The sequence below is a fragment of the Nocardioides nanhaiensis genome (assembly GCF_039542785.1).
In the GTDB taxonomy this organism is placed as follows: Bacteria; Actinomycetota; Actinomycetes; order Propionibacteriales; family Nocardioidaceae; genus Nocardioides; species Nocardioides nanhaiensis.
In genome coordinates this window covers 354,757-375,542 of sequence record NZ_BAABIM010000002.1, presented here as the reverse complement: position 1 = coordinate 375,542, position 20,786 = coordinate 354,757, and the positions used below count along the sequence as shown (strand labels likewise).

At 73.7% G+C, this 20,786-nt stretch carries 26 protein-coding genes and 1 pseudogene; 13 read left to right on the top strand and 14 right to left on the bottom strand.

Annotated features, from left to right (window positions below; translation table 11 throughout):
* Window positions 1–3: 3 nt before the first annotated feature.
* The 5 genes from ABD948_RS09960 to ABD948_RS09940 all read right to left on the bottom strand — a co-directional run bounded on the left by ABD948_RS09960 (window position 4) and on the right by ABD948_RS09940 (window position 4,066).
* Window positions 4–882 (bottom strand): amino acid ABC transporter permease, encoded by an 879-nt coding sequence (locus ABD948_RS09960; RefSeq protein ID WP_345265276.1) that lies wholly within the window; start codon window positions 880–882, stop codon window positions 4–6.
* On the bottom strand, window positions 879–1,529 hold the full coding sequence (locus ABD948_RS09955; RefSeq protein ID WP_345265274.1) for an amino acid ABC transporter permease: 651 nt from the start codon (window positions 1,527–1,529) through the stop codon (window positions 879–881). Before ABD948_RS09955 ends, ABD948_RS09960 begins: the two co-directional genes overlap by 4 nt.
* A gap of 101 nt (window positions 1,530–1,630) precedes the next feature.
* Complete coding sequence (locus ABD948_RS09950) at window positions 1,631–2,512, bottom strand: glutamate ABC transporter substrate-binding protein (RefSeq protein WP_345265272.1); 882 nt, start codon at window positions 2,510–2,512, stop codon at window positions 1,631–1,633.
* Window positions 2,513–2,656: 144 nt separating this feature from the next.
* Window positions 2,657–3,436 (bottom strand): amino acid ABC transporter ATP-binding protein, encoded by a 780-nt coding sequence (locus ABD948_RS09945; protein WP_345265270.1) that lies wholly within the window; start codon window positions 3,434–3,436, stop codon window positions 2,657–2,659.
* Window positions 3,437–3,514: 78 nt separating this feature from the next.
* Window positions 3,515–4,066 carry a GNAT family N-acetyltransferase gene (locus ABD948_RS09940; RefSeq protein ID WP_345266770.1) on the bottom strand — a complete coding sequence of 184 codons (552 nt, stop codon included), beginning with the start codon at window positions 4,064–4,066 and terminating at the stop codon, window positions 3,515–3,517.
* A gap of 87 nt (window positions 4,067–4,153) precedes the next feature.
* Here ABD948_RS09940 and miaB point away from each other — a divergent pair, with 87 nt between their 5' ends.
* Both miaB and ABD948_RS09930 read left to right on the top strand, forming a co-directional pair.
* Window positions 4,154–5,668, top strand: a complete 1,515-nt coding sequence (miaB, locus tag ABD948_RS09935) for a tRNA (N6-isopentenyl adenosine(37)-C2)-methylthiotransferase MiaB (RefSeq protein WP_345265268.1) — start codon at window positions 4,154–4,156, stop codon at window positions 5,666–5,668.
* A 25-nt stretch (window positions 5,669–5,693) separates the two neighbouring features.
* Entirely contained in the window at window positions 5,694–6,428 is a 735-nt protein-coding gene (locus tag ABD948_RS09930) for a Type 1 glutamine amidotransferase-like domain-containing protein (RefSeq protein WP_345265266.1), read from the top strand.
* A 116-nt stretch (window positions 6,429–6,544) separates the two neighbouring features.
* Here the strand turns inward: ABD948_RS09930 and ABD948_RS09925 are convergent, their stop codons facing one another.
* Genes ABD948_RS09925 through ABD948_RS09905 form a run of 5 tightly spaced genes read right to left on the bottom strand, consistent with a single transcriptional unit; the run spans window position 6,545 to window position 8,018 of the window.
* Window positions 6,545–6,802 carry a hypothetical protein gene (locus ABD948_RS09925; protein WP_345265264.1) on the bottom strand — a complete coding sequence of 86 codons (258 nt, stop codon included), beginning with the start codon at window positions 6,800–6,802 and terminating at the stop codon, window positions 6,545–6,547.
* Window positions 6,799–7,125 (bottom strand): hypothetical protein, encoded by a 327-nt coding sequence (locus ABD948_RS09920; RefSeq protein WP_345265262.1) that lies wholly within the window; start codon window positions 7,123–7,125, stop codon window positions 6,799–6,801. The genes ABD948_RS09925 and ABD948_RS09920 overlap by 4 nt, the downstream gene beginning before the upstream one ends.
* Window positions 7,122–7,634, bottom strand: coding sequence for an NUDIX hydrolase (locus tag ABD948_RS09915; RefSeq protein WP_345265260.1), 513 nt, complete (start codon window positions 7,632–7,634; stop codon window positions 7,122–7,124). Before ABD948_RS09915 ends, ABD948_RS09920 begins: the two co-directional genes overlap by 4 nt.
* 7 nt (window positions 7,635–7,641) lie before the next feature.
* Entirely contained in the window at window positions 7,642–7,803 is a 162-nt protein-coding gene (locus ABD948_RS09910) for a hypothetical protein (protein ID WP_345265258.1), read from the bottom strand.
* Window positions 7,800–8,018: an antitoxin gene (locus ABD948_RS09905; protein WP_345265256.1), complete on the bottom strand. Its 219-nt coding sequence runs from the start codon at window positions 8,016–8,018 to the stop codon at window positions 7,800–7,802. Before ABD948_RS09905 ends, ABD948_RS09910 begins: the two co-directional genes overlap by 4 nt.
* Before the next feature lie 81 nt (window positions 8,019–8,099).
* On the opposite strand from ABD948_RS09905, the gene miaA reads away from it, so the two are divergent.
* The 10 genes from miaA (at window position 8,100) to ABD948_RS09855 (ending at window position 16,726) form a co-directional block, all read left to right on the top strand.
* Window positions 8,100–9,044, top strand: coding sequence for a tRNA (adenosine(37)-N6)-dimethylallyltransferase MiaA (gene miaA / locus ABD948_RS09900; RefSeq protein WP_345265254.1), 945 nt, complete (start codon window positions 8,100–8,102; stop codon window positions 9,042–9,044).
* A 30-nt stretch (window positions 9,045–9,074) separates the two neighbouring features.
* Window positions 9,075–10,037, top strand: coding sequence for a helix-turn-helix domain-containing protein (locus ABD948_RS09895; RefSeq protein ID WP_345265252.1), 963 nt, complete (start codon window positions 9,075–9,077; stop codon window positions 10,035–10,037).
* On the top strand, window positions 10,034–10,633 hold the full coding sequence (locus tag ABD948_RS09890; protein ID WP_345265250.1) for a dihydrofolate reductase family protein: 600 nt from the start codon (window positions 10,034–10,036) through the stop codon (window positions 10,631–10,633). Before ABD948_RS09895 ends, ABD948_RS09890 begins: the two co-directional genes overlap by 4 nt.
* A gap of 23 nt (window positions 10,634–10,656) precedes the next feature.
* Window positions 10,657–11,466, top strand: coding sequence for an SDR family NAD(P)-dependent oxidoreductase (locus ABD948_RS09885; protein WP_345265248.1), 810 nt, complete (start codon window positions 10,657–10,659; stop codon window positions 11,464–11,466).
* A gap of 51 nt (window positions 11,467–11,517) precedes the next feature.
* Window positions 11,518–13,413 (top strand): gamma-glutamyltransferase, encoded by a 1,896-nt coding sequence (gene ggt, locus ABD948_RS09880; RefSeq protein ID WP_345265246.1) that lies wholly within the window; start codon window positions 11,518–11,520, stop codon window positions 13,411–13,413.
* A gap of 4 nt (window positions 13,414–13,417) precedes the next feature.
* Window positions 13,418–14,020 (top strand): PT domain-containing protein, encoded by a 603-nt coding sequence (locus tag ABD948_RS09875; protein WP_345265244.1) that lies wholly within the window; start codon window positions 13,418–13,420, stop codon window positions 14,018–14,020.
* A complete protein-coding gene (locus ABD948_RS09870) occupies window positions 14,017–14,388 on the top strand; it encodes a hypothetical protein (protein WP_345265242.1) in 372 nt (123 codons plus the stop codon). The genes ABD948_RS09875 and ABD948_RS09870 overlap by 4 nt, the downstream gene beginning before the upstream one ends.
* A 9-nt stretch (window positions 14,389–14,397) precedes the next feature.
* Complete coding sequence (locus ABD948_RS09865) at window positions 14,398–15,036, top strand: MSMEG_1061 family FMN-dependent PPOX-type flavoprotein (protein WP_345265240.1); 639 nt, start codon at window positions 14,398–14,400, stop codon at window positions 15,034–15,036.
* Window positions 15,036–15,878, top strand: a complete 843-nt coding sequence (dapF, locus tag ABD948_RS09860; protein WP_345265239.1) for a diaminopimelate epimerase — start codon at window positions 15,036–15,038, stop codon at window positions 15,876–15,878. Before ABD948_RS09865 ends, dapF begins: the two co-directional genes overlap by 1 nt.
* Window positions 15,879–15,949: 71 nt before the next feature.
* Window positions 15,950–16,726, top strand: coding sequence for an SDR family NAD(P)-dependent oxidoreductase (locus ABD948_RS09855; protein WP_345265236.1), 777 nt, complete (start codon window positions 15,950–15,952; stop codon window positions 16,724–16,726).
* A gap of 248 nt (window positions 16,727–16,974) precedes the next feature.
* Here ABD948_RS09855 and ABD948_RS09850 read toward each other — a convergent pair whose 3' ends face one another.
* Window positions 16,975–17,271 (bottom strand): DUF202 domain-containing protein, encoded by a 297-nt coding sequence (locus ABD948_RS09850; RefSeq protein ID WP_345265234.1) that lies wholly within the window; start codon window positions 17,269–17,271, stop codon window positions 16,975–16,977.
* Window positions 17,268–17,639 (bottom strand): DUF202 domain-containing protein, encoded by a 372-nt coding sequence (locus ABD948_RS09845; protein WP_345265232.1) that lies wholly within the window; start codon window positions 17,637–17,639, stop codon window positions 17,268–17,270. Before ABD948_RS09845 ends, ABD948_RS09850 begins: the two co-directional genes overlap by 4 nt.
* 111 nt (window positions 17,640–17,750) lie before the next feature.
* On the opposite strand from ABD948_RS09845, the gene ABD948_RS09840 reads away from it, so the two are divergent.
* Window positions 17,751–19,436: an alkaline phosphatase D family protein gene (locus ABD948_RS09840; RefSeq protein ID WP_345265230.1), complete on the top strand. Its 1,686-nt coding sequence runs from the start codon at window positions 17,751–17,753 to the stop codon at window positions 19,434–19,436.
* 4 nt (window positions 19,437–19,440) lie between these two features.
* On the opposite strand, the gene ABD948_RS09835 is transcribed toward ABD948_RS09840, so the two are convergent.
* Together ABD948_RS09835 and ABD948_RS09830 are read right to left on the bottom strand one after the other, a co-directional pair.
* The gene (locus tag ABD948_RS09835) at window positions 19,441–20,508 is read right to left on the bottom strand and encodes an S-adenosylmethionine:tRNA ribosyltransferase-isomerase (protein WP_345265228.1); all 1,068 of its coding nucleotides are present in this window, start codon (window positions 20,506–20,508) and stop codon (window positions 19,441–19,443) included.
* A pseudogene (locus ABD948_RS09830) lies at window positions 20,505–20,744 on the bottom strand (short-chain dehydrogenase); the annotation flags it as partial. The gene ABD948_RS09835 and the pseudogene ABD948_RS09830, both read right to left, overlap by 4 nt.
* Window positions 20,745–20,786 lie beyond the last annotated feature (42 nt).

The window sequence follows — 20,786 nt, the reverse complement described above, 5'->3', positions numbered from 1 at the left end:
AGGTCAGGTGGCCGGCACCGCGGAGGTGTCGGCAGCCAGCGGCTTCACGCCGGAGCGGGAGAGCCGGCGCTCGGTGAACTCGGCCAGCTTCGAGAGCAGGTAGTTGATGACGATGAAGATCAGGCCGATGACGAACAACACCTGGATGGGGTTGTCGAGGTTGAGCGAGATCAGGTTCCCCCGTCGCAGCAGCTCGGTGTAGAGAGCCAGGATCGCCGCGAGCGAGGTGTCCTTGAGGATGACGACGAGCTGGCTGATCAGCGCGGGCAGCATGGTCCGGAAGGCCTGGGGCAGCTGCACCGTGAGCATGGTCTGGCGCGGGGTCATGCCGATGGCGAGACCTGCCTCCGCCTGACCGCGAGGCAACGACGCGACTCCCGCGCGGAGGATCTCGGCGATGATGACCGAGTTGTAGAGGGTGAGGCCGATGACGACGAACCAGAGCCCGTCATCGCCGGGCAGGAAGCCGATGTCGATGCGCTGGGACCGGATGAACGTGTAGACGTAGAAGATCGTCACGATCACCGGGAGCCCGCGGAACAGCTCGATCCACACGACGACGGGCGTGCGGGAGTACTTCCCGAGCATCATCCGCAGCATTCCGAGACCGGTGCCGAGCAGGAGTGAGAAGACGATCGCCAGGCCGGCGGCGACCAGGGTCGCCGTCAAGCCTTGGCGGATGAGGCCCCAGACGAGCGGGAACTCGTCGGTGGAGGGGTCGATGAGCGGACCCCACAGCTCCATGTCGAACTGTCCCTCCGCGGCGAGCTTGCGCAGGACCAGAGCCACCAGTGCGAGCAGCAGGACTCCTGCCACAACGGCGCCGATGAGGTTGCGACGCCGGGCCCGCGGTCCCGGCTGGTCATACAGCACGTTGCTCATCGCACGATCGCCACCTTGCGCTCGGCCAGGGCCAGCAGCGCGCTGGCGGTCAGCGTGATCACGAGATAGCCGACGGCGACGCCGGTGAAGACCGGGAGCGCGTCGTAGCCCTGGGCGCTGGAGAGCCTCTTCCCGACCGACCACAGGTCCCGCCCGACTCCGAAGGCGCCGACTACTGCCGAGTTCTTGAACATGGCGATGAGCACGCTGCCCACCGGCGGGATGGAGCTGCGGAAGGCCTGGGGCAGGATGACCGATGAGAGCGTCTGGGTGAAGGTGAGCCCGATGGCGCGGGCGGCCTCGGCCTGCCCGGCCGAGACGGCGTTGATGCCCGAGCGCAGGGCCTCGCAGACGAAGGCGGAGGTGTAGACGACCAGGGCGCTCACGCCGAAGACGTAGTAGCTGTAGTTGATCCCGATCGTCGGCAGCCCGAAGGCGAAGAAGAACAGGACGACGGTGAGCGGGCAGTTGCGCACCACGGTCACCCAGGCGGCACCGAAGGCGCGCAGCGCCGGATTCGGGGAGACGCGACACACGGCGATCACGGTGCCGAGCAGCAGCGACCCGACCATCGCCCACAGGCAGATGCCCAGCGAGCGCAGGAAGCCGGACCAGTAGAGGTCCAGGTTGTCGAAGACGGCGTCCACGCCGGTGTCTCCTCTCCGCGGACCTCCCGGCCGCCCAGGTGGGCGGCCGGGAGGCAGTGGCGGTCAGTCGGGTGCGCGGTCGGCGGTCGCCGACGTCACGATCAGGAGCAGGCGTCGGCCTCGGGCAGCTCGGGCACCTCGGTGCCCTCGACCTGGCCGGCGGTCTCCTCCCACGCGGTCGTGTAGGCGTCCTCGTTCTCCGCGAGCGTCTCGTTGATGAACTCGCAGAACGCGACGTCGCCCTTGGGGATGCCGATGCCGTAGGGCTCCTCGGTGAAGGTGTCGCCCACCAGCTTGAACTCGCCGTCGGACTCGCCGACGAACCCGGCGAGGATCACGTTGTCGGTGGTCACGATGTCGACCTGGCCGTTGCTCAGCGCGTCCGCGCACTTGTCGTAGACGTCGAAGAGCACCAGCTGGTCGGGGCTGGCGAGGTACTCCTCGATGTTGACCGAGGGGGTCGACCCGGTGACCGAGCAGACCTTCATGTCGGGGTTCGACGCGATGTCCTCGGGGCCGCTGATCGCGTCCTCGTCAGCCAGCGTCATGAGGGTCTGACCGGCCACGTAGTACGGGCCGGCGAAGCTGATCCGCTCCTTGCGCTCGTCGTTGATCGTGTAGGTCGCCACGACCATGTCGACGTCCTCGTTCTCGATGGAGGACTCGCGGATGTCGGAGGTGGTCTCGACCCACTCGATGCTGTCCGGCTCGACGCCCATGGCGCCGGCGACGATCTTGGCCACCTCGACGTCGAAGCCCTCGGGCACGCCCTCGAGGTTCTGCAGACCGAAGCCGGGCTGGTCGAACTTGGTGCCGATCTTGATGGTGCCGGCCTCCTGGATCTCGGCCATCTTCGTGCCGGCCTCGAACTCGGCGTCGGTGTTCACCTCGGGCTCGGACCCGCTGTCGTCACCCCCGCCGCACGCCGCCAGTGATCCTGCGAGGACGACCGCCGCTGCTGCCGCGGTGGCCCGGAACGTCATGGTGCGCATGGTTCTCCCTGTGTGATCGGTCCTGCTCGGTGCTGTGGTCACTGCTGGGTCGTGCGGGTTCTGCTGGGTCGTGCGGGTTCTGCTGGGTCGTGCGGGTTCTGCTGGGTCGTGCGGGTTCTGCTGGGTCGTGCTGGGTCAGTGCTTGAGGATCTTCCCGAGGAAGTCCTGGGCCCGGGCGCTCTGCGGGTTGGTGAAGAACTCCTCGGGGGTGTTCTCCTCGGCTATCGCGCCGTCGGCCATGAAGACCACCCGGTCGGCGGCGGTGCGGGCGAAGCCCATCTCGTGGGTGACCACGATCATCGTCATGCCGCCCTGCGCGAGGTCGACCATGACGTCGAGGACCTCCTTGATCATCTCCGGGTCGAGCGCGGAGGTGGGCTCGTCGAAGAGCATCACCTTCGGCTCCATGGCCAGGGCGCGGGCGATGGCCACGCGCTGCTGCTGGCCGCCGGAGAGCTGGGCGGGGTACTTGGCGGCCTGGTGCCCGACGCCGACGCGGTCGAGCAGCTCCTTCGCGCGCTTCTCGGCGTCGGCCTTGGACTGCTTGCGGACCTTGATCGGGCCCAGCGTCACGTTCTCGAGAATCGTCTTGTGGGCGAAGAGGTTGAAGCTCTGGAAGACCATGCCCACCTCGGCGCGCAGCCGGGCCAGCTCCTTGCCCTCCTCGGGCAGCGGCTCGCCGTCGAGGCTGATGGAGCCCTGGTCGATCGTCTCGAGCCGGTTGATGGTGCGGCACAGCGTGGACTTGCCGGAGCCAGAGGGGCCGATGACCACGACGACCTCGCCGCGGGTCACGGTCAGGTTGATGTCCTGCAGCACGTGCAGGTCGCCGAACCACTTGTCCACGTGGTCGAGCACCACGAGGGCCTCACCGGGTGCGCGCGCGGGCGTGGGCGCTTCCTCCTGCAGCGTCATGCGGCGGACCCTAGCGGTCCGTGGCCCTCGCGGGCCATGCGCGTGACCCGGTTGGTACCGGGTCGTGACCCGGGCGGGTCAGCCCTCGGCGTCACCGGAGTCGGCATCGGGGCGCGCCAGCCGGAGCTCCTCGCAGCGCAGCGGCGACCCCTCGCGCAGCGGCTCCCAGGCGCCCGTCGGCGAGAATCCGTGGCGCAGGTAGAGCCGCCTCGCGAGAGCGTTGCCCTCGGTCACGTGCAGCCGGAGGTCCTCGTCGAGGCCCTGCTCGCGGCACCAGTCGACCGCGACCTCGAGGATCCGTGCGGCCAGGCCGCGTCCGCGCGCCTCGGCGGCGGTCCACATGGCGACGACGTGCGCGGTCGGGGCGTGCCCCTCCGGCTCGGGGACGAAGACCCCGCCGGTCGCGACGACGGCGCCGGCGTCACCCGCGGTGTCCGTGTCGTCGGTGACCAGCCACGTCGGGAACGTGCCGCCCACCCGGCCGCGCCAGAACTCCTCGCCCTGGGCCTCGGCCTGTGCCAGCGTCGTCATGAACGCGTCGGGGGAGTCGGCCAGCATCCGCAGCCGTGCCTCGCGGTAGCGGAGCCAGTCGGCCGCGGTGGCCAGGCGGGGAGTGGGGTCCGAGAGCATCACGGGTCCAGCCTCCCGGTGGGGCGGCCCCGCTGTCACCCGGGTTTCCCGGGCCGGGCGGTCGCGGACGTACCCTGGGTGATTGTCATGACCAGCACCCAGACCGAGGCCCCGACCCAGCCCCCCACCGTGCCCCGGACCTACGAGGTCCGCACGTACGGGTGCCAGATGAACGTCCACGACTCCGAGCGCCTCACCGGCCTGCTGGAGGACGCGGGCTACGCCGCCGCGCCGTCGGGCGAGCAGGCCGACGTCGTCGTGTTCAACACGTGTGCGGTGCGCGAGAACGCCGACAACCGGCTCTACGGCAACCTCGGGCACCTGGCGCCGGTCAAGGCCGCGACACCGGGCATGCAGATCGCGGTGGGTGGCTGCCTGGCGCAGAAGGACCGCGAGACGATCACCCGCAAGGCGCCGTGGGTCGACGTCGTCTTCGGCACCCACAACATCGGCTCGCTGCCGGTGCTGCTCGAGCGGGCGCGGGTGCAGGAGGAGGCGCAGGTCGAGATCCTCGAGTCGCTCGAGGTCTTCCCCTCCACGCTGCCCACCAAGCGCGAGAGCGCCTACGCGGCGTGGGTCTCCATCTCGGTCGGCTGCAACAACACGTGCACCTTCTGCATCGTGCCGAGCCTGCGCGGCACCGAGAAGGACCGCCGCCCCGGCGAGATCCTCGCCGAGATCGAGGCGCTGGTGGCCGACGGCGTCAGCGAGGTGACGCTGCTGGGTCAGAACGTCAACGCCTACGGCGTCGAGTTCGGCGACCGGCAGGCGTTCTCCAAGCTGCTGCGCGCCTGCGGTGACATCGAGGGTCTCGAGCGGGTGCGGTTCACCAGCCCCCACCCCGCCGAGTTCACCGACGACGTCATCGAGGCGATGGCGCAGACCCCCAACGTGATGCCGAGCCTGCACATGCCGCTGCAGTCCGGCTCCGACAAGGTGCTGCGCGCGATGCGCCGCTCCTACCGGCAGAGCCGTTACCTCGGCATCATCGAGCGGGTCCGCGCCGCGATGCCCGAGGCCGCGATCACCACCGACATCATCGTGGGCTTCCCCGGTGAGACCGACGAGGACTTCGAGGCCACGCTCGACGTCGTCCGCGCAGCGCGGTTCTCCGGTGCCTTCACCTTCCAGTACTCCAAGCGCCCCGGCACCCCGGCGGCCACGCTCGAGGACCAGGTGCCGCGCGCCGTGGTCCAGGAGCGCTACGAGCGCCTCGTCGCCGAGGTCAACGAGATCGCCTGGCAGGAGAACCGTGCGCTCGAGGGGCGCCGGATGGACCTGCTCGTGGCCGAGGGCGAGGGTCGCAAGGACGCCGCCACCCACCGCCTCTCCGGCCGCGCGCCCGACAACCGGCTGGTGCACTTCAACCCCGAGGGCGCCGACGGCGTGCGGCCGGGCGACGTCGTCACGGTCGAGGTCACCTACGGCGCCCCGCACCACCTCGTAGCCGACGGAGCGGTGCTCTCGGTGCGGCGGACCCGCTCCGGCGACACCTGGGAGCGCCGGCAGGGCGGCGCCGCGCCCGAGGCGGGCGGGGTGTCGCTCGGCATGCCGGTGATCGGCGTACCCTCCCCGCTACCGGAGGCTCCTGCCTGCCGCTGACCGTCAGCTCATCTCGGGAGAAGACATGCCAGCAGACGCGCCCACGATCCTCGCGACCTCGGGGGGCATCGTCCCGGGCTCGCGCACCCGGTGGTCGGTCGGACCCCTGACGCAGCACGCCGTCGAGCTCGCCGGCGTCACGGGCCGTGCGCCCCGCGTGTGCTTCCTGCCCACCGCCGGCGGGGACTCCTCGGAGTCGGTGCGCCACTTCCACGACATGGCCATCGAGGCCGGCTGGCACGCCTCCCACCTGGTCTGCTTCCCGATGCCGAACGTGCCCGACGTGACCGCCCACCTGCTGGCCCAGGACGTGGTGTGGGTGGGAGGAGGCAGCGTCGCCGGCCTGCTGGCCATGTGGCGGATGCACGGCGTCGACGTCGCGATGCGCGCGGCCTGGGAGGCCGGCGTGGTGCTCACCGGCGTCTCGGCGGGCTCGCTGTGCTGGCACGTGGGCGGCACGACGGACTCCTTCGGTCCGGACCTGCGCCCGGTGACCGACGGCCTGGCCCTGCTGCCGTTCAGCAACGGCGTGCACTACGACTCCGAGCCGCAGCGCCGTCCGCTGTTCCAGTCCCTGGTGGCCGAGGGCACCCTGCCGGCCGGCTTCGCCACCGACGACGGCGCAGGGCTGCTCTACCGCGGCACCGAGCTGGTCGAGGCGCTCGCCGAGCGACCGGGTGCCGGCTGCTACCACGTGCGCCCCGGTGCGGACGGGAGCGGCGCCGTCGAGACACCGCTCGACACCCGTCTCCTGCGCTGACCCTGCTGTGACGGGTGTGGCCACAGGGATGGATGTGACAACCCGGCGCGACAGTCCGTCGCGTCGTGGTCGTCCACGACCGTCCTGACGACCGACAAGCGACGGACTGTCGCGGCTCAGTCGCTGCGCGGGTCGGAGGAGCTGTAGCCCGAGCGCGGCGGGATCGGTGGGTCGGGGTGCACCTCGGGATCACCGGTCACCGCGGCAGGGGTCTGCTCGGGCGGAGCCTGCTCAGCCTGCTCGCCCGGGCCGACGTCGCGGGTGCCACTGGTGCCCTCCTGGCCGGGACCGGTGGGGCCCACGCGCTCGCTGCTGACACCCATGTCCCCGTCGCTGCCGGGAGCGGTCTCGTCGTCGCGCCGCTCGCCGCTCACGCCGGCGCCTCGTCCTCGGCGTCGGTCTCGGTCCCGCCGTCCTCGGAGCGCGTGGCCTCGGTCCCGGTGTCCTCGGTCTGCTTCATCTCCTCGGGCATCGCGTCCTCGACCGCCGGGTTGAGGTTCGGGTCGAGGTCGCGCGGGGCCGGGTCGGCCTCGGCCGTCTCGCCGTCGACGCCGTCGCTGTCCGGCGTGGCGTCCACCCCGCCGGGGTTGGGCTCGCCGGGCTCGATCCGGGGCTCGGGCATCGGGCCCAGGTCACCGTCCTCGCTGGTCGCCGGGGCCTCCGGGGTCTCGTCGGGCTGGTCGTCCGTGTCGCTCATGGGGTCTCCTCGAAGCCGAAGGTGGAGTACGCCTGCCCGGTGCCCGCGCGGAGCGACTCCAACACCGCGCGCTCGTGCGGGACCACCGGGTGGGGCAGGTCGTCGAGCGCGTCCAGGGGCACCCAGCGCAGCTCGGCGCACTTGTGCGGCTCGACGACGCGGGGCTCGCCGCGCCAGGAGCGGGCGGTGAAGAAGAAGTCGATGCGCTCGTCGATCGGCAGGTCGTGGCGGGTGCGCTGCATCGCGGTCACGAACTCCAGGGCGACGTCGTGCACGTCGATCTCCTCGGCCGCCTCGCGCCGGGCGGCCTGGACGGCGGTCTCGCCGCGCTCGACGTGGCCCGCGGCGGCGGCCGCCCAGTGGTCGTCCATGTAGCCGGTGTTGCGCCGCAGCTGCAGCAGCACCTCGGGCCCCTCGCCGTCCCTGCCGTCATCGGCCCCGCGCAGCAGGAAGACGTAGGAGGCGGGCACGACCACGAACCGGTCGTGCCCGAGGTCAGCGCTGCTCACCGGCCGCTCACTGGGACGGCTGGTCCTGCGCCGTCTCGGCGTTCTCCTCCTGCGCGTCCGAGGTGCCGCCGGCGTCGTCGCCGTCGGGCAGGTCGTCCTCGTGCGTGCCGGGGGGCTGCTCGGTGAGGTCCTGCGCCGCGTTGGTCTCCTCGGGGACCGGCGCCGTCACGGGGTGCCCGGCTTCTTGAAGTCGTCGTTCTTGCCGTCGAGCTTCTCCAGCGCGTCCTTGGCCTTCAGCACGCCGCCGTCGATCTTGTCGCTGTGCTTGCCGCCGGTCTTCTTGTCCACGGCGGCCGCGGCCTTGTCGATGCCCTGGTTGATCTTGTCGCCGTGCTTGTCGACGGCCTCGGTCAGCTTGCTCTTCGCCTTGTCGAAGAAACTCAACGTTCTCTCCTCGCTCGTCGTCACTGCGCCCACGGGCTGCCGGGGATCCAGCGGGACAGCCCTCGCTGGAAGACTAGCGACATGCCGCAGCCGCCCCCGACGCCCGCGCCCCCCGCGGTCGCCGTCGTCGGCTGCACGGCCTCGGGCAAGACGGCGCTCTCGCTCGACCTGGCGCAGGCGCTGGACGGCGAGGTGGTGAACACCGACGCCATGCAGGTCTACCGGGGCATGGACGTCGGGACGGCCAAGCTGCCCCTGCAGGAGCGCCGGGGGGTGCCGCACCACCTGCTCGACCTGCTGGAGGTGCGCGAGACCCTCAGCGTGGCGCAGTTCCAGGGCTGGGCGCGCGACGTCGTCGCCGCGGTGCGGGGGCGTGGCCGGGTGCCGGTGCTGGTGGGCGGCTCGGCGCTCTACACGCGGGCGGTGCTCGACCGCTTCGAGTTCCCCGGCACCGACGCCGCCGTCCGGGCGCGCTGGCAGGCCGAGCTCGACGACCTCGGCTCGCCGGCGCTGCACGCCCGGCTGGCTCAGGTGGACCCCGAGGCCGCCGCCCGGATCCTGCCCGAGAACGGCCGCCGGGTCGTGCGCGCGCTGGAGGTGGTGGAGCTGACCGGTCGCCCGTTCTCGGCCAGCCTTCCCCGGCTGGAGTACCTCGACCCGCGCACCGTGCAGGTCGGCGTCGCGATCGACCGGCCCGCCCTCGACGCGCGCATCGAGGCCCGGGTGGCGCACATGTTCGACGACGGGCTCGTGGCGGAGGTGGCACGCCTGCGCGGGGCTGGCCTGGAGGAGGGGCTGACGGCGTCGCGAGCGATCGGCTACCCGGAGGTGCTGGCGCACCTCGCGGGCGAGCTGACCCTCGAGGAGGCCCGGGAGCGCACCGTGGTGGCCACCCGGCGCTTCGCACGCCGTCAGGAGTCGTGGTGGCGCAAGGACCCGCGCATCGTGTGGGTGCCGCACGACGCACCCGACCGGCTGGAGCGAGCGGTGGGCGCGGTCCAGGAGACCGCAAGAACGGTCGGGTAGACGGGCGTCCGCACGCGAGAGGATCCCCGTATGGCCGAGACAGGACGCGACCGCCTGCGCGAGCTGCTGGACGCCGTGCTCGACGACGCGGCGCCGGGGGAGCGACGCTCGCTCGACCAGATGGCGGCGGGTGCGCACAGCAGCGTCTTCCACTTCAGCCGGCAGGTCTCGGCGTCGGCGGGCGAGCCGCCGGTGGCTATGCGGCGCCGGGTGCTGCTCGAGCGTGCGGCCTGGCAGCTGCGGCAGGGCGTCAGCGTCACCGACGCCGCGTGGACCGCGGGCTACGAGTCGGCCGAGGGGTTCGCCCGGGCCTTCACCCGGGCCTTCGGCCACCCGCCCGGCACCCGACCGTCCGCGACCTGGCTCCCGGCCCCCAACGGCATCCACTTCCACCCGCCCACCTCGCTGTGGGTGCACGCCCAGGAGACGACGATGAACCCGCTGACCGAGCAGCTCGTGGCCCACGACCTCGACGACACCCGCGCCCTGCTGGAGGTGGCGGTCGGTCTGTCCGAGGACCAGCTGCGCCGCGAGCTGCTGCCCGAGCACCAGGTGCTGCCGTGGGACGGACCCGAGGGGTCGCTCGCCGGCGTCCTCGCGACGCAGGTGTTCACCAAGGAGATCTGGCTGGCATCGGTCGAGGGCGCCGACCTCCCCGCGCGTCGCCCCGACGACGACGCCGCTGCGCTGCTGAGCCGCCACGACGTCGTCGCGCCCCGCTGGCTGGCGATGGTCCGCGACCTGGAGCGCCGCGGCGGCTGGGACGACGTGCTCGTGGATGCGCTGTGCGAGCCGCCGGAGAGCTTCGTGATGAGCAGCGTCGTCGCGCACGTGCTCACGTTCGCCGCCCACCGTCGTCAGGTGGTGCGCCGGATGCTGGCGATGCTCGGCCACCCCGGCGCGGAGGAGGCCGGCACCGGCGACCCGATCACGTGGCTGCGCACCCGGCAGGGTCAGCAGCCCCACGACGGTGCAGAGGGGGCCGGCCGGTGACCGCCGTCGTCTACTACACGGCGAGCACGCTGGACGGCTTCCTGGCCGACGAGCACGACTCGCTCGACTGGCTGCTCGGCCAGGACATGGACCACGAGGGGCCGATGGGCTACGGCGAGTTCATCGCCGGCGTGGGGGCGCTGGTCATGGGCGCCACCACCTACCGCTGGGTGCTCGAGCACGGCCGCCGCACCGGCGAGCCGTGGGGCTACACCCAGCCCTGCTTCGTGTTCACCCACCGTGACCTGCCGGCGCCCGAGGGGGTGCGGCTGGTGTCGGGGTCGGTCGCGGAGCACTGGCCGGCGATCGCCGAGGCGGCGGGCGAGGGTGACGTCTGGGTGGTCGGAGGTGGTGAGCTGGCGGGTGCGTTCTGGGACACCGGCCACCTCGACCGGCTCATGGTCTCGACCGCTCCGGTCACCGTCGGTGCCGGTCGTCCGCTGCTGCCGCGCCGGCTGCAGCTGACGCTGACCCGGCTGGAGCGCAACCGTGCCTTCGCGTGCGCCTGGTACGACGTCGCCGGGCCGGGGGACCGCGAGACGTGGCCGCCCGCCGGGCCCCGCGACCTCGACGAGGAGCACGACGCCGTCAGGTAGCGCCGCCCAGTAGCGTCGGGCCCATGGCCCTCCCCACCCCCGCCCCCGACCGTGCCGCCGTCGTCACCGGAGCCTCCTCCGGCATCGGCGCCGAGATCGCCCGCGAGCTCTCCCGCCGCGGTCACACCGTGGTGCTGGTGGCGCGCACGGAGAGCAAGCTGGAGTCGCTGGCCGGGGAGCTCGCCGCCGCGGGTGGCACCGCGCACGTCGTCGCCATGGACCTCGCCGACCGCACCGCCCGCTCCACCCTGCCCGACCGGGTCGAGGCGCTCGGCCTGGTGCCGAGCATCCTGGTCAACAACGCCGGCTTCTCCACCCTGGGGCGCGTCAGCGACGCCGACCCCGTGAGCGAGATGGCGATGGTCGAGGTCGACGTGGTCGCCGTCGTCGACCTCACCACCCGCTTCCTGCCCGGCATGGTGGAGCGCCGCTCCGGAGCGGTGCTCAACGTGGCCTCCACCGCCGCCTTCCAGCCCCTGCCCGGCCAGGCGGGCTACGGCGCCGGCAAGGCCTTCGTGCTCTCCTACACCCAGAGCCTGGTGGGCGAGCTCAAGGGCTCGGGCGTGACCGCGTCGGCCCTGTGCCCCGGACCCGTGCAGACCGGCTTCGGCGAGCGCGCGGGGTTCAGCGACGAGGACGCCAAGGAGGCGCTGCCCGCCATCATGTGGGTCGACGCGCCGGCCGTGGCCCGCGCCGCCGTCGACGGTCTGGCACGCGGCCGGATGGTCGTCATCCCCGGCCAGGCCAACCGGGTCGGCGCCCTGCTGGCCTCGGTGGCTCCCCGCTCCCTGCTGGTGCCCGTGCTCGCCCGCAACCACCCCGGGCTGCGCTGAGCCCAGCTGGCGCCCCCCGTACCTCGAGCACGGGATGGGTACCGAGCGCTCATGCGACTGCCCCTGCTGCTCACCTCGCTGTGCTCCACGGTGGCGCTGACCGCCGTCACGCTGACGACGCCGGCCGGCCCGGCGCTCGCCGACGACGCCGACTCGTCCGCGGCGTCCGGCGCGACGACGTCGGCGCCCGCCCCCCGCACCCCGCCGGGACCCGCGGTGGCGCGGGGCCGCGGAGGAGCGGTGGCCTCGGTCGACCCGAACGCCTCGGCGGTCGGGCTGCGGGTGCTGCAGCAGGGCGGCAACGCGGTCGACGCGGCGGTCGCGACGGCGGCCGCGCTCGGCGTCACCGAGCCGTACAGCGCCGGCGTGGGTGGCGGCGGCTACTTCGTCTACTACGACGCGAAGAGCCGGACCGTGCGCACCCTCGACGGTCGCGAGACCGCGCCGAGCGGCATCCGGCGTGACGCGTTCGTCGATCCTGCAACCGGCGACCCCTACCCCTTCACGCCCGACCTGGTCACCAGCGGCGTGGCCGTCGGGGTGCCCGGCACCCCGCTCACCTGGAGCACTGCTCTGCGGAGATGGGGATCACGTCCGCTGAGCCGGCTGCTGGCCCCGGCCGAGCGGTTGGCGCGCGAGGGCTTCGTGGTCGACGGCACCTTCCGCCAGCAGACGCTGGACAACCAGGAGAGGTTCGAGCAGTTCACCTCGACCCGCCGGGTCTACCTGAAGGGCGGGCGTGCCCCGCGCGTCGGCAGCGTGCACCGCAACCCGGCGCTGGCCCGCACGTACCGCCTGCTGGCCCGCGACGGCGTCGGCGCGTTCTACCGCGGACCGCTCGCGCGCGACCTGGTGCGCGCCGTGCGGCGTCCCCCCACCGTGCGCCGGGCGACGCTCCCGGTGCCGCCGGGCAGCATGACCACCCGCGACCTGGACCGCTACCGCGTCCGCTCCCCGCGCCCCACCCGCACCGAGTTCGAGGGCCTGCAGGTCTACGGCATGGCCGGCTCCTCCAGCGGCGGGATCGGCGTCGGCGAGGCGCTCAACATCCTGGAGGCGGCCGAGCTCGACGACGCCCCGGTGCCCGAGGTGCTGCACCACTACCTCGAGGCCAGTGCTCTCGCCTTCGCCGACCGCGCCGCCTACGTGGGCGACCAGGCCTTCGTGGACGTGCCGCAGCGCGCCCTGCTGAGCCAGCGGTTCGCCGACGAGCGCGCCTGCGAGATCGACCCGCTGCAGGCGGCCGAGAAGCCCGTCGCCGAGGGCGACGTCGCCGCCGACGGGGTCTGCGGTCCGGCCGCGGCGCCCGGAGTGGTGGCCGAGGACACCGAGAACATCTCCACCACGCACCTCTCGGTGGTCGACCGCCGCGGCAACGCGGTGGCCTACACGCTCACCATCGAGCAGACCGGTGGCTCCGGCATCGTCGTCCCGGGCCGCGGGTTCCTGCTCAACAACGAGCTCACCGACTTCTCCACCACCTACGAGGCCGGCGACCCCAACCGCATCCAGCCCGGCAAGCGCCCGCGCAGCTCGATGTCGCCCACGATCGTGCTCGACGACGCCGACCGCCCGGTGCTCGTCGTCGGCTCGCCCGGGGGCTCCACCATCATCACCACCGTGCTGCAGGTGCTGGTCAACCGGCTCCTGCTCGACCAGCCGCTGCCGCGCGCCGTCTTCGCGCCGCGCGCCTCGCAGCGCAACACCGCCGACGTGACGGCCGAGCAGGCGTTCATCGACCGCTACGGCGACGCACTGACGGCGCTCGGCCACACGCTGGTGCCCGCGGGCGACGGCCTCACCAGCGACCCGTTCATCGGCGCCGTCGCCGCCGTCGAGCGCGCCCCCGGCGGGCGTCTCACCGCGGTGGCGGAGCGGGAGCGCCGCGGCGGCGGGGCCGCGCGGGTGGTCAGGCGTGACGCCCGCGACGCCGGCGCGGCAGACTGACCCGGTGCCCGAGACGCCCGAGCCGACCGACGAGCCCACCCCAGAGCCCACCGACGAGCCCACCGACGAGCCCACCGACGAGCCCACCGACGAGCCCGCCGTGGTCGCGCTGGCCCGCCGCATCGCCACCGAGGCGCACCGCGGCGTGGACCAGCGCGACAAGCAGCAGCGCGACTACGTGGAGGCGCACCTGGCGCCCGTCGCCGCCGGGTGCGCGCTGTTCGGCCCCGAGGCGCAGGCCGCGGGGTGGCTGCACGACGTCGTCGAGGACACCCCCACGACGCTCGCCGACCTGCAGCGCCACGGCATCCCGCAGGAGGTGCTCGACGCCGTCGACTCGGTGACCGAGCGCGCCGGCGAGCCCTACACCCAGCTGGTGCACCGCGCGGCCGCCGACCCGATCGGCGCGATCGTCAAGCTCGTCGACAACGCCTGGAACCTGCTCGGCAACACCGGGCTGGCCCACACCCGGCCCGAGGACGCCCGACGGCTGCGGGAGAAGTACCTGCCGGCCCGCGCCGTCCTGCTCGCCGGCACCGGGATCTCCGCGCTGCGGATGCACGAGCTCGACGTCGTGCTGCGCGAGCAGCAGGACAGGCTCGGGTGACCCGCCCGACGGGGGCGCTGCTGGCCCTGCAGGCCGGTTTCCAGGCCGGTCTCGCCGCCGGGGCCCCGTGGGGCAGCGCGGCCTACGGCGGTCGGCGACCGGGCCCGGTGCCACCGCGGCTGCGACTGGTCAGCGGGGTGGCCGCCGGGGCCTACGCCGCTGCGGCGGTGAGCCTGCTCGACGCGAGCGCACCGGCACGACGCCGTCGCCGGCGGCGGGTGCTGCGCGTCGTCCGCGGGTACGCGGCGGTGGGTGTCGTCGCCAACGCGGCCTCGCGCTCGCCGCTGGAGCGGGCGCTGTGGACGCCGTGGTGCGTGGCGACCGCGGCGAGTGCCCACCGTGCGCTGCAGGGCGACGCCGGGGCGTAGCCTGACGGCGTGCAGACCGCCGACGTCACGACGCTGGAGCAGCTGGTCGCGCTGGTGGGCGAGCCCACGCAGCGCGCCCGCGAGAAGGGCCGCGAGCGGCTGCTCGACGTCGACCGCGACTGGCTGGCCGCGTCGCCGTTCTGCGTGCTGGCCACGGCCGACGCGCAGGGGCGCTGCGACGCCTCGCCCAAGGGTGACCCGGCCGGCTGGCTCACCCACGTGGTCGACGACCGGACGATCGCGGTCGCCGAACGCCCGGGCAACCGCCGCGTCGACGGCTACCGCAACATCCTGGAGAACCCCCACGTCGGGCTGCTGTTCCTGATCCCCGGTCGCGGCGACACGCTGCGCGTCAACGGGCGCGCGCGGCTGGTGAGCGAGGCGCCGTTCCTCGACGAGATGGTGGTGCAGGGCCACCGGCCCGTGCTGGCCGTCGTCGTCGACGTGGACGAGGTGTTCTTCCACTGTGCCAAGGCGTTCCTGCGCTCCGGCCTGTGGGAGCCGGAGACCTGGGAGCCGGAGGCGCGGGTGCCGCGGCGCGCGGTCATCGCGAGCGAGGTGGAGGCGTCCGACCTGCCGCTCGACGCCCTGGAGGAGTACTACCGCCCGGAGAACTACCGCCGCGGCCTCTACGCAGGAGGGTCCTGATGCGCAGCCAGCCCTACCCCTTCCTCAAGGGGCACGGCACCCAGAACGACTTCGTCCTGCTGCCCGACCACGAGGGCCAGGTGCACGGCAGCCTGCCCGCCGGGCGCGTCCGCGCGCTGTGCGACCGCCGAGCCGGCCTGGGCGCCGACGGCGTTCTGCGCGTCATTCGGAGCAGTGCTCTCGCCGAGCGCGAGGCCGGGATCGGTGTCGACTCCGAGTGGTTCATGGACTACCGCAACGCCGACGGGTCGGTCTCCGAGATGTGCGGCAACGGTGTCCGCGTCTTCGCCCTGCACCTGCTCGAGGAGGGCCTCGTGCCGGCCGGCGAGCCGATCCGCGTCGGCAGCCGCGACGGCGTCAAGGTGGTGACGGTGGAGCCCGACGGGCAGCTCACCGTCGACATGGGCACCCCGCGCCTGCTCGACGAGACGACGGTGACGGTGGGGGAGCGCTCGTGGACCGCCCGCCACGTCGACGTCGGCAACCCTCACGCCGTCGCGTTCGTCGACGACCTGGCCGACGCCGGGCCGCTGACCGACGCACCCGGCCACGACCCGGCCGTGTACCCGGCCGGCGTCAACGTGGAGTTCGTGGTGCGTCGCGGCCCGCGCCACGTGGCCATGCGCGTGCACGAGCGCGGGTCCGGCGAGACCCGCTCCTGCGGCACCGGCGCCTGCGCGGTCGCCGTGGCGACCGCCGACCTCGACGACGCGCCGCGCGGCGAGACCTACACCGTCGACCTGCCCGGCGGCACGCTGCTGGTGCGCTGGACCGACGACGACCGGATGCTGATGACCGGCCCCGCCGTGCTGGTCGCCTGGGGCGCCACCACCCTGGGCTGAGCCCCAGCGGCGAGCGACCGGACCCTGACACCCCCACTGTCAGCGTGGCGGCGCCGTCCTATGCTCCCGGCATGGAACTCAGTGGATCCTCCGCCCTCGTCACCGGCGGCGCCAGCGGCATCGGCGCCGCGGCCGCCCGCCAGCTCGCCGCCCGCGGCTGCACCGTCGTCGTCGCCGACCTCCAGGCCGACCGCGGCGAGGCCCTCGCCGAGGAGATCAAGGGCGTCTTCGCCCAGGTCGACGTCACGAGCACCGAGCAGATCACCGGTGCCGTGCGCGCCGCCGCCGAGATCGCGCCGCTGCGCGCCGTCGTCAACTCCGCCGGCATCGGCTGGGCCCAGCGCACCATCGGCCGCGACGGCCAGCTGGAGTCGGCGCACTCGCTCGAGGCGTTCACCAAGGTCATCGCGATCAACCTGATCGGCACCTTCGACGTCGTCCGCCAGGCCGCGACCGTGATGAGCGGCAACGAGCCCGACGCCGACGGCTGCCGGGGCGCGATCGTCAACCTCGCCAGCGTCGCCGCCTTCGACGGCCAGATCGGCCAGGCCTCCTACTCCGCCTCCAAGGGCGGCGTCGTCGGCATGACCCTGCCCGTGGCGCGCGACCTCTCCGCGGCCGGCATCCGCCTCAACACCGTGGCCCCCGGCCTGATCGACACCCCCATCTACGGCGAGGGCCCCGAGTCGGAGGCGTTCAAGGCCAAGCTCGGCGAGAGCGTGCTCTTCCCCAAGCGCCTGGGCGTGCCCGACGAGCTCGCCTCGATGGTGCTCGAGTGCCTCACCAACTCCTACATGAACGGCGAGGTCGTCCGTCTCGACGGCGGCATCCGGATGCCCCCCAAGTAGCCCTCGACGCCGACCCGGCGCTCGTGCGCACGGGTGGGTCGCTGACCTGGCGTGGGTGCGCACGGTTCGACCACCGACCTGGCGCGGGTGCGCACGGTTCGATCACCGACCTGGCGTGAGTGCGCACGGGTGGGGCGCTGACCTGGCGTGAGTGCGCACGGATGGAGCGCCGACCCGTCCCGTCCGACGCCGGGTCGGCGCGCTGTTGACGCGTATTCAGGCCGGGTCGGTGTCTTGTTGACGCATGTTCACGACGGGTCGACGAGCACGAGCAGCTCGGTGAGGCACAGCGCCGTGACGGCGAGAGCCAGCAGCGCGCCGGCGAGCCCCGGGGCCGAGGCCCGCGCGCGGGTGCCGTGCACGAGCACCCAGGCCGCGAGGGGGAGGCCGAGCAGGCCCACCAGCACCACCGGGCCGAGCTCGTCGTAGCCCAGCCGCACCAGCAGCAGGGTGCCGGCGGCCACCGAGAGGGCCGTGCGCTGCCACGCCAGGACGGTGCGAGAGCGGGCGGTGCCCGGGTCGGGGTCGACGGCGGGCGCCGTCACGCGGTACCGCCCGCGCCGGCGAGCACGACCACCAGCACCAGGGCCCCCGCCAGCACGACGCCGACGGCCAGCACGAGTCCCAGGCCGGCGGCGGGCAGCGGCTCGCGGCGTCTGATCGCCCGCTCGGCGCGCGCCCAGCGCCACCACGAGGCGCCGGCGCACAGCAGCGCCAGCACGACCAGGCCGGCGGCCAGGGCGGTCTGGGCGGCCGCGGCCATCGAGAGGTCGATGGTGTCGACGGCGACGCCGGCCGCCAGCAGCGCGAGCGCGGTGCGCAGCCAGGCGAGCAGCGTGCGCTCGTTGGCGAGGCTGAAGCGGTAGTCCGGCTCCTCGCCGTCCGCGTACACCCACCCCGGCCACCTGCTCACCCCGTCACCCTAGTGAGGGGCAGGCGGCGGCACGGGGACGTCCGCGGGAGTTGGGGGAGCCGTCACCCCCAGGTCCGCCGCAGGTTCCCGGCGGCCGGGAGCGTGGTCGGCATGGGGCAGCTCGGGCAGCCGGTTCTCCACCTGCGACGTCGCGGTGCCAGCGCGGTGCCGCCCTCGCCGTACTCCCGGGGCGGGGTGCTCGAGGAGCGCGGCCACCGGCTGGGCCGCCGCAGCGCGTTGGCGGCGGGGCTGGCCCTCGGTGCGGCACCGGGGCTGGTGGCGGCACGCCTGGCAGGGGGCACCCCCACGTTCCTGCGCGAGCGCGACCACCTGGTCGCCGGCACGCGCACGGGCGAGGTGACCACCGACAGCGCGGTCGTGTGGGCCAGGACCCCACGTGACGGGCGGCTGCAGGTGAGGCTGAGCAGCGGCGGCCGGGTGCTGCGTCGCGTGCGCGGCCCGTGGACCGACCGTCGCGCCGACGGCACCGCCCGCGTGCAGCTCGCCGGGTTGGCGCCGGGGCGCGACTACGAGGCGACGGTGTGGTTCGCCGCCCCCGACGGCAGCGAGACGACGCGCGACCGGGTCACGTTCCGCACGGCGCCGGTGCACGAGGCGGCCCAGTCGTTCGTGTGGTCCGGGGACACGTGCGGACAGGGGTGGGGCATCAATCCCGAGCTCGGCGGACTCACCACCTACCGGGCGATGCTCGCCACCCGGCCCGACTTCTTCATCCACTCAGGCGACACCATCTACGCCGACGAGCCGATGGAGGAGACGGTGCTCGAGGCCTCCGGCGACGTGTGGCGCAACCAGCTCACCGAGGCGGTGACCAAGGTGGCCGAGACCCTCGAGGACTTCCGCGGCCGCCACCGCTACCCGCTGCTCGACGAGCACGTGCGGGCCCTCTACTCCGAGGTGCCCACGATCGCGCAGTGGGACGACCACGAGACCGTCAACAACTGGTACCCCGGCGAGCTGCACGACGACGAGCGCTACCGCGAGCGGCGCGTCGACGTCCTCGCGCGCCGTGCCCGCCGCGCCTGGCAGGAGTACCAGCCGGTGCCGGTGCGGCGCCTGGTCGGCGACGACGGGAGCGGCTTCGCCCCCGGGCGCATCTACCGACGGGTGCCGCGGGGTCGGCACCTCGACGTGTTCTGCCTCGACATGCGCTCCTACCGCGGCGCCAACCCCGACTCCGCCGAGGGCCCGACCGGCATCCTGGGGCCTGCGCAGGAGCGGTGGCTGGTGGAGTCGCTGGCCGCCTCGCGTGCGACGTGGAAGGTGGTCTCGGCCGACCTCCCGCTCTCGATCCCCTCGCACCACGACGACGACCTCGACGGCCCCTCCAACGGCATCGACGGCGCGCCGCGCGGCCGCGAGCACGAGCTGGCGCGGGTGCTCGCGGCGCTGCAGGTCCGCGGGGTGCGCAACGTGGTGTGGCTGACCGCCGACGTGCACTACACCGCGGCGCACCACTACCACCCCGACCGCGCGGCCTTCACCGACTTCCACCCGTTCTGGGAGTTCGTGTCGGGGCCGCTCGCCGGAGGCACGTTCGGCCGCAAGGACGACGTCCTGGACCGCACCTTCGGCCCGCAGGTGGCCTTCTCGCGGGGCAACGACCGGATGCCGGTGCCCATGTCGCCCCGGGCGGGGCGTCAGTTCTTCGGGCACGTGGCCATCGCCGCGACCGGGGAGCTGACCGTGACGCTGCACGACTCCTCGGGTGCCTCGCTGTGGCGCACCACCCTGGAGCCCGAGGAGCAGCGAGGGATCGGCTCGCCTCGGCGCTGACCCGTCAGGGCAGCAGCAGCATCGAGTCGCCGAACTCGTGCCACAGGTAGCGCGGGCCGACGGCGTCGGTGTGGGCGACGGCGTCGTACGCCGCGGTCACGAGCGGAGCGCCGGCCACGGCCTCGAGCAGGTCGAGGTGACTGGCCTCCGGCTCGTGCAGGCCGGTGAGCAGGCCGGTGACGATCCGCGCGCGCCGGGTGCCCGGACGCCGTCCGAGCACCAGGTCGGTCCAGCCGCTGACGCCGGCCAGCGGACCGTCGCCGGCACGGAGCGCGGCCGACTCGAGCGCACGCACCACCGTGGTGCCGACCGCCACCACGCGGGCGCCCGCTGCCCGGGTCCCGGCCACCAGCCGCGCGGTGGTCTCCGGCACCTCGAACCACTCCGGCTGCGGGGGCTCGTGCGCCTCCTGGGAGGCCACCCCCGTGTGCAGCACCAGCGGCGCGACGACGACGCCGCGCGCCATGAGCCGCACGAGCAACCGCTCGCTCAACGGCCGGCCCGCGCTGGCCATCTCGGCACTGCCCGGCTGCTCGGCGTACACGTTCTGCAGCGCCTCGATCGGCCAGTGCCCGCGCACGTAGGGGTAGCGGATCGGAGAGCCGTGCTCTCGCAGGTAGGGCACGCGGTCGACCCGCGGGTGCGTGACGGCGCGCCACAGCCGCTGCTGGCCGGCCGGGTGCGGCGCCTGCAGGTGCAGGCGCACGCCGTCGGGCAGGTGCAGCACCTCGCCGGGTTCCGGGGTGGCCGGCCCGGCGCGGTCGGGTCGTCGCAGCTCCACCACCCACGAGCCGTCCGCGAGCGCGGTCGATACGTGCAGCCCCCAGTCGGCGGTGGAGCCGCGACGTCGGGCGACGAGCGCCGAGGGCAGGGTGGCGCTGGTGTTGACGACGAGCAGGTCGCCGGCCTCCAGGTGTGCCGGCAGGTCCTCGGCGCGCGCATGACGGACGTCGTCGGGCCGGGCGACGGCGAGGCGCACCTGGTCGCGGGCCAGCCCGCGGGCCTCGGGCGGCGTCGCGGCGTCGCTGCCGGGCGGGAGCGCGAAGCGCGGTGGGGCGAGAGCGCTGCTCACGCCGTCACCAGCAGGTCTGCGGCGCGGTACCGGCCGCTCGGCGGTGCGTCGTCGAGCGACTGCTCCAGCAGGCGCAGCAGCGCCGGCACCACGGTCTCGGGCAACGGCCGGTCGCTGATGTCCTCGCCCGGGAACGCGGCCTGGTGCATGGCGGTGCGCAGGTCGCCTGGGTCGACCGCGTAGACCCGCACCCCAGGTTCCTCGACGGCGAGCACGGCGCTCGCGTGGTCGAGGGCGGCCTTGGAGGCGCCGTAGCCTCCCCAGCTCGGGTAGGGCTC

Coding starts and splice junctions, on each gene's coding strand:
- ABD948_RS09960 (WP_345265276.1), bottom strand. CDS start 882: ATGAGCAACGTGCTGTATGACCAGCCGGGACCGCGGGCCCGGCGTCGC.
- ABD948_RS09950 (WP_345265272.1), bottom strand. CDS start 2,512: ATGACGTTCCGGGCCACCGCGGCAGCAGCGGCGGTCGTCCTCGCAGGA.
- ABD948_RS09945 (WP_345265270.1), bottom strand. CDS start 3,436: ATGACGCTGCAGGAGGAAGCGCCCACGCCCGCGCGCGCACCCGGTGAG.
- ABD948_RS09940 (WP_345266770.1), bottom strand. CDS start 4,066: ATGCTCTCGGACCCCACTCCCCGCCTGGCCACCGCGGCCGACTGGCTC.
- miaB (WP_345265268.1), top strand. CDS start 4,154: ATGACCAGCACCCAGACCGAGGCCCCGACCCAGCCCCCCACCGTGCCC.
- ABD948_RS09930 (WP_345265266.1), top strand. CDS start 5,694: ATGCCAGCAGACGCGCCCACGATCCTCGCGACCTCGGGGGGCATCGTC.
- ABD948_RS09920 (WP_345265262.1), bottom strand. CDS start 7,125: ATGAGCGACACGGACGACCAGCCCGACGAGACCCCGGAGGCCCCGGCG.
- miaA (WP_345265254.1), top strand. CDS start 8,100: ATGCCGCAGCCGCCCCCGACGCCCGCGCCCCCCGCGGTCGCCGTCGTC.
- ABD948_RS09895 (WP_345265252.1), top strand. CDS start 9,075: ATGGCCGAGACAGGACGCGACCGCCTGCGCGAGCTGCTGGACGCCGTG.
- ABD948_RS09885 (WP_345265248.1), top strand. CDS start 10,657: ATGGCCCTCCCCACCCCCGCCCCCGACCGTGCCGCCGTCGTCACCGGA.
- ggt (WP_345265246.1), top strand. CDS start 11,518: ATGCGACTGCCCCTGCTGCTCACCTCGCTGTGCTCCACGGTGGCGCTG.
- dapF (WP_345265239.1), top strand. CDS start 15,036: ATGCGCAGCCAGCCCTACCCCTTCCTCAAGGGGCACGGCACCCAGAAC.
- ABD948_RS09855 (WP_345265236.1), top strand. CDS start 15,950: ATGGAACTCAGTGGATCCTCCGCCCTCGTCACCGGCGGCGCCAGCGGC.
- ABD948_RS09840 (WP_345265230.1), top strand. CDS start 17,751: ATGGGGCAGCTCGGGCAGCCGGTTCTCCACCTGCGACGTCGCGGTGCC.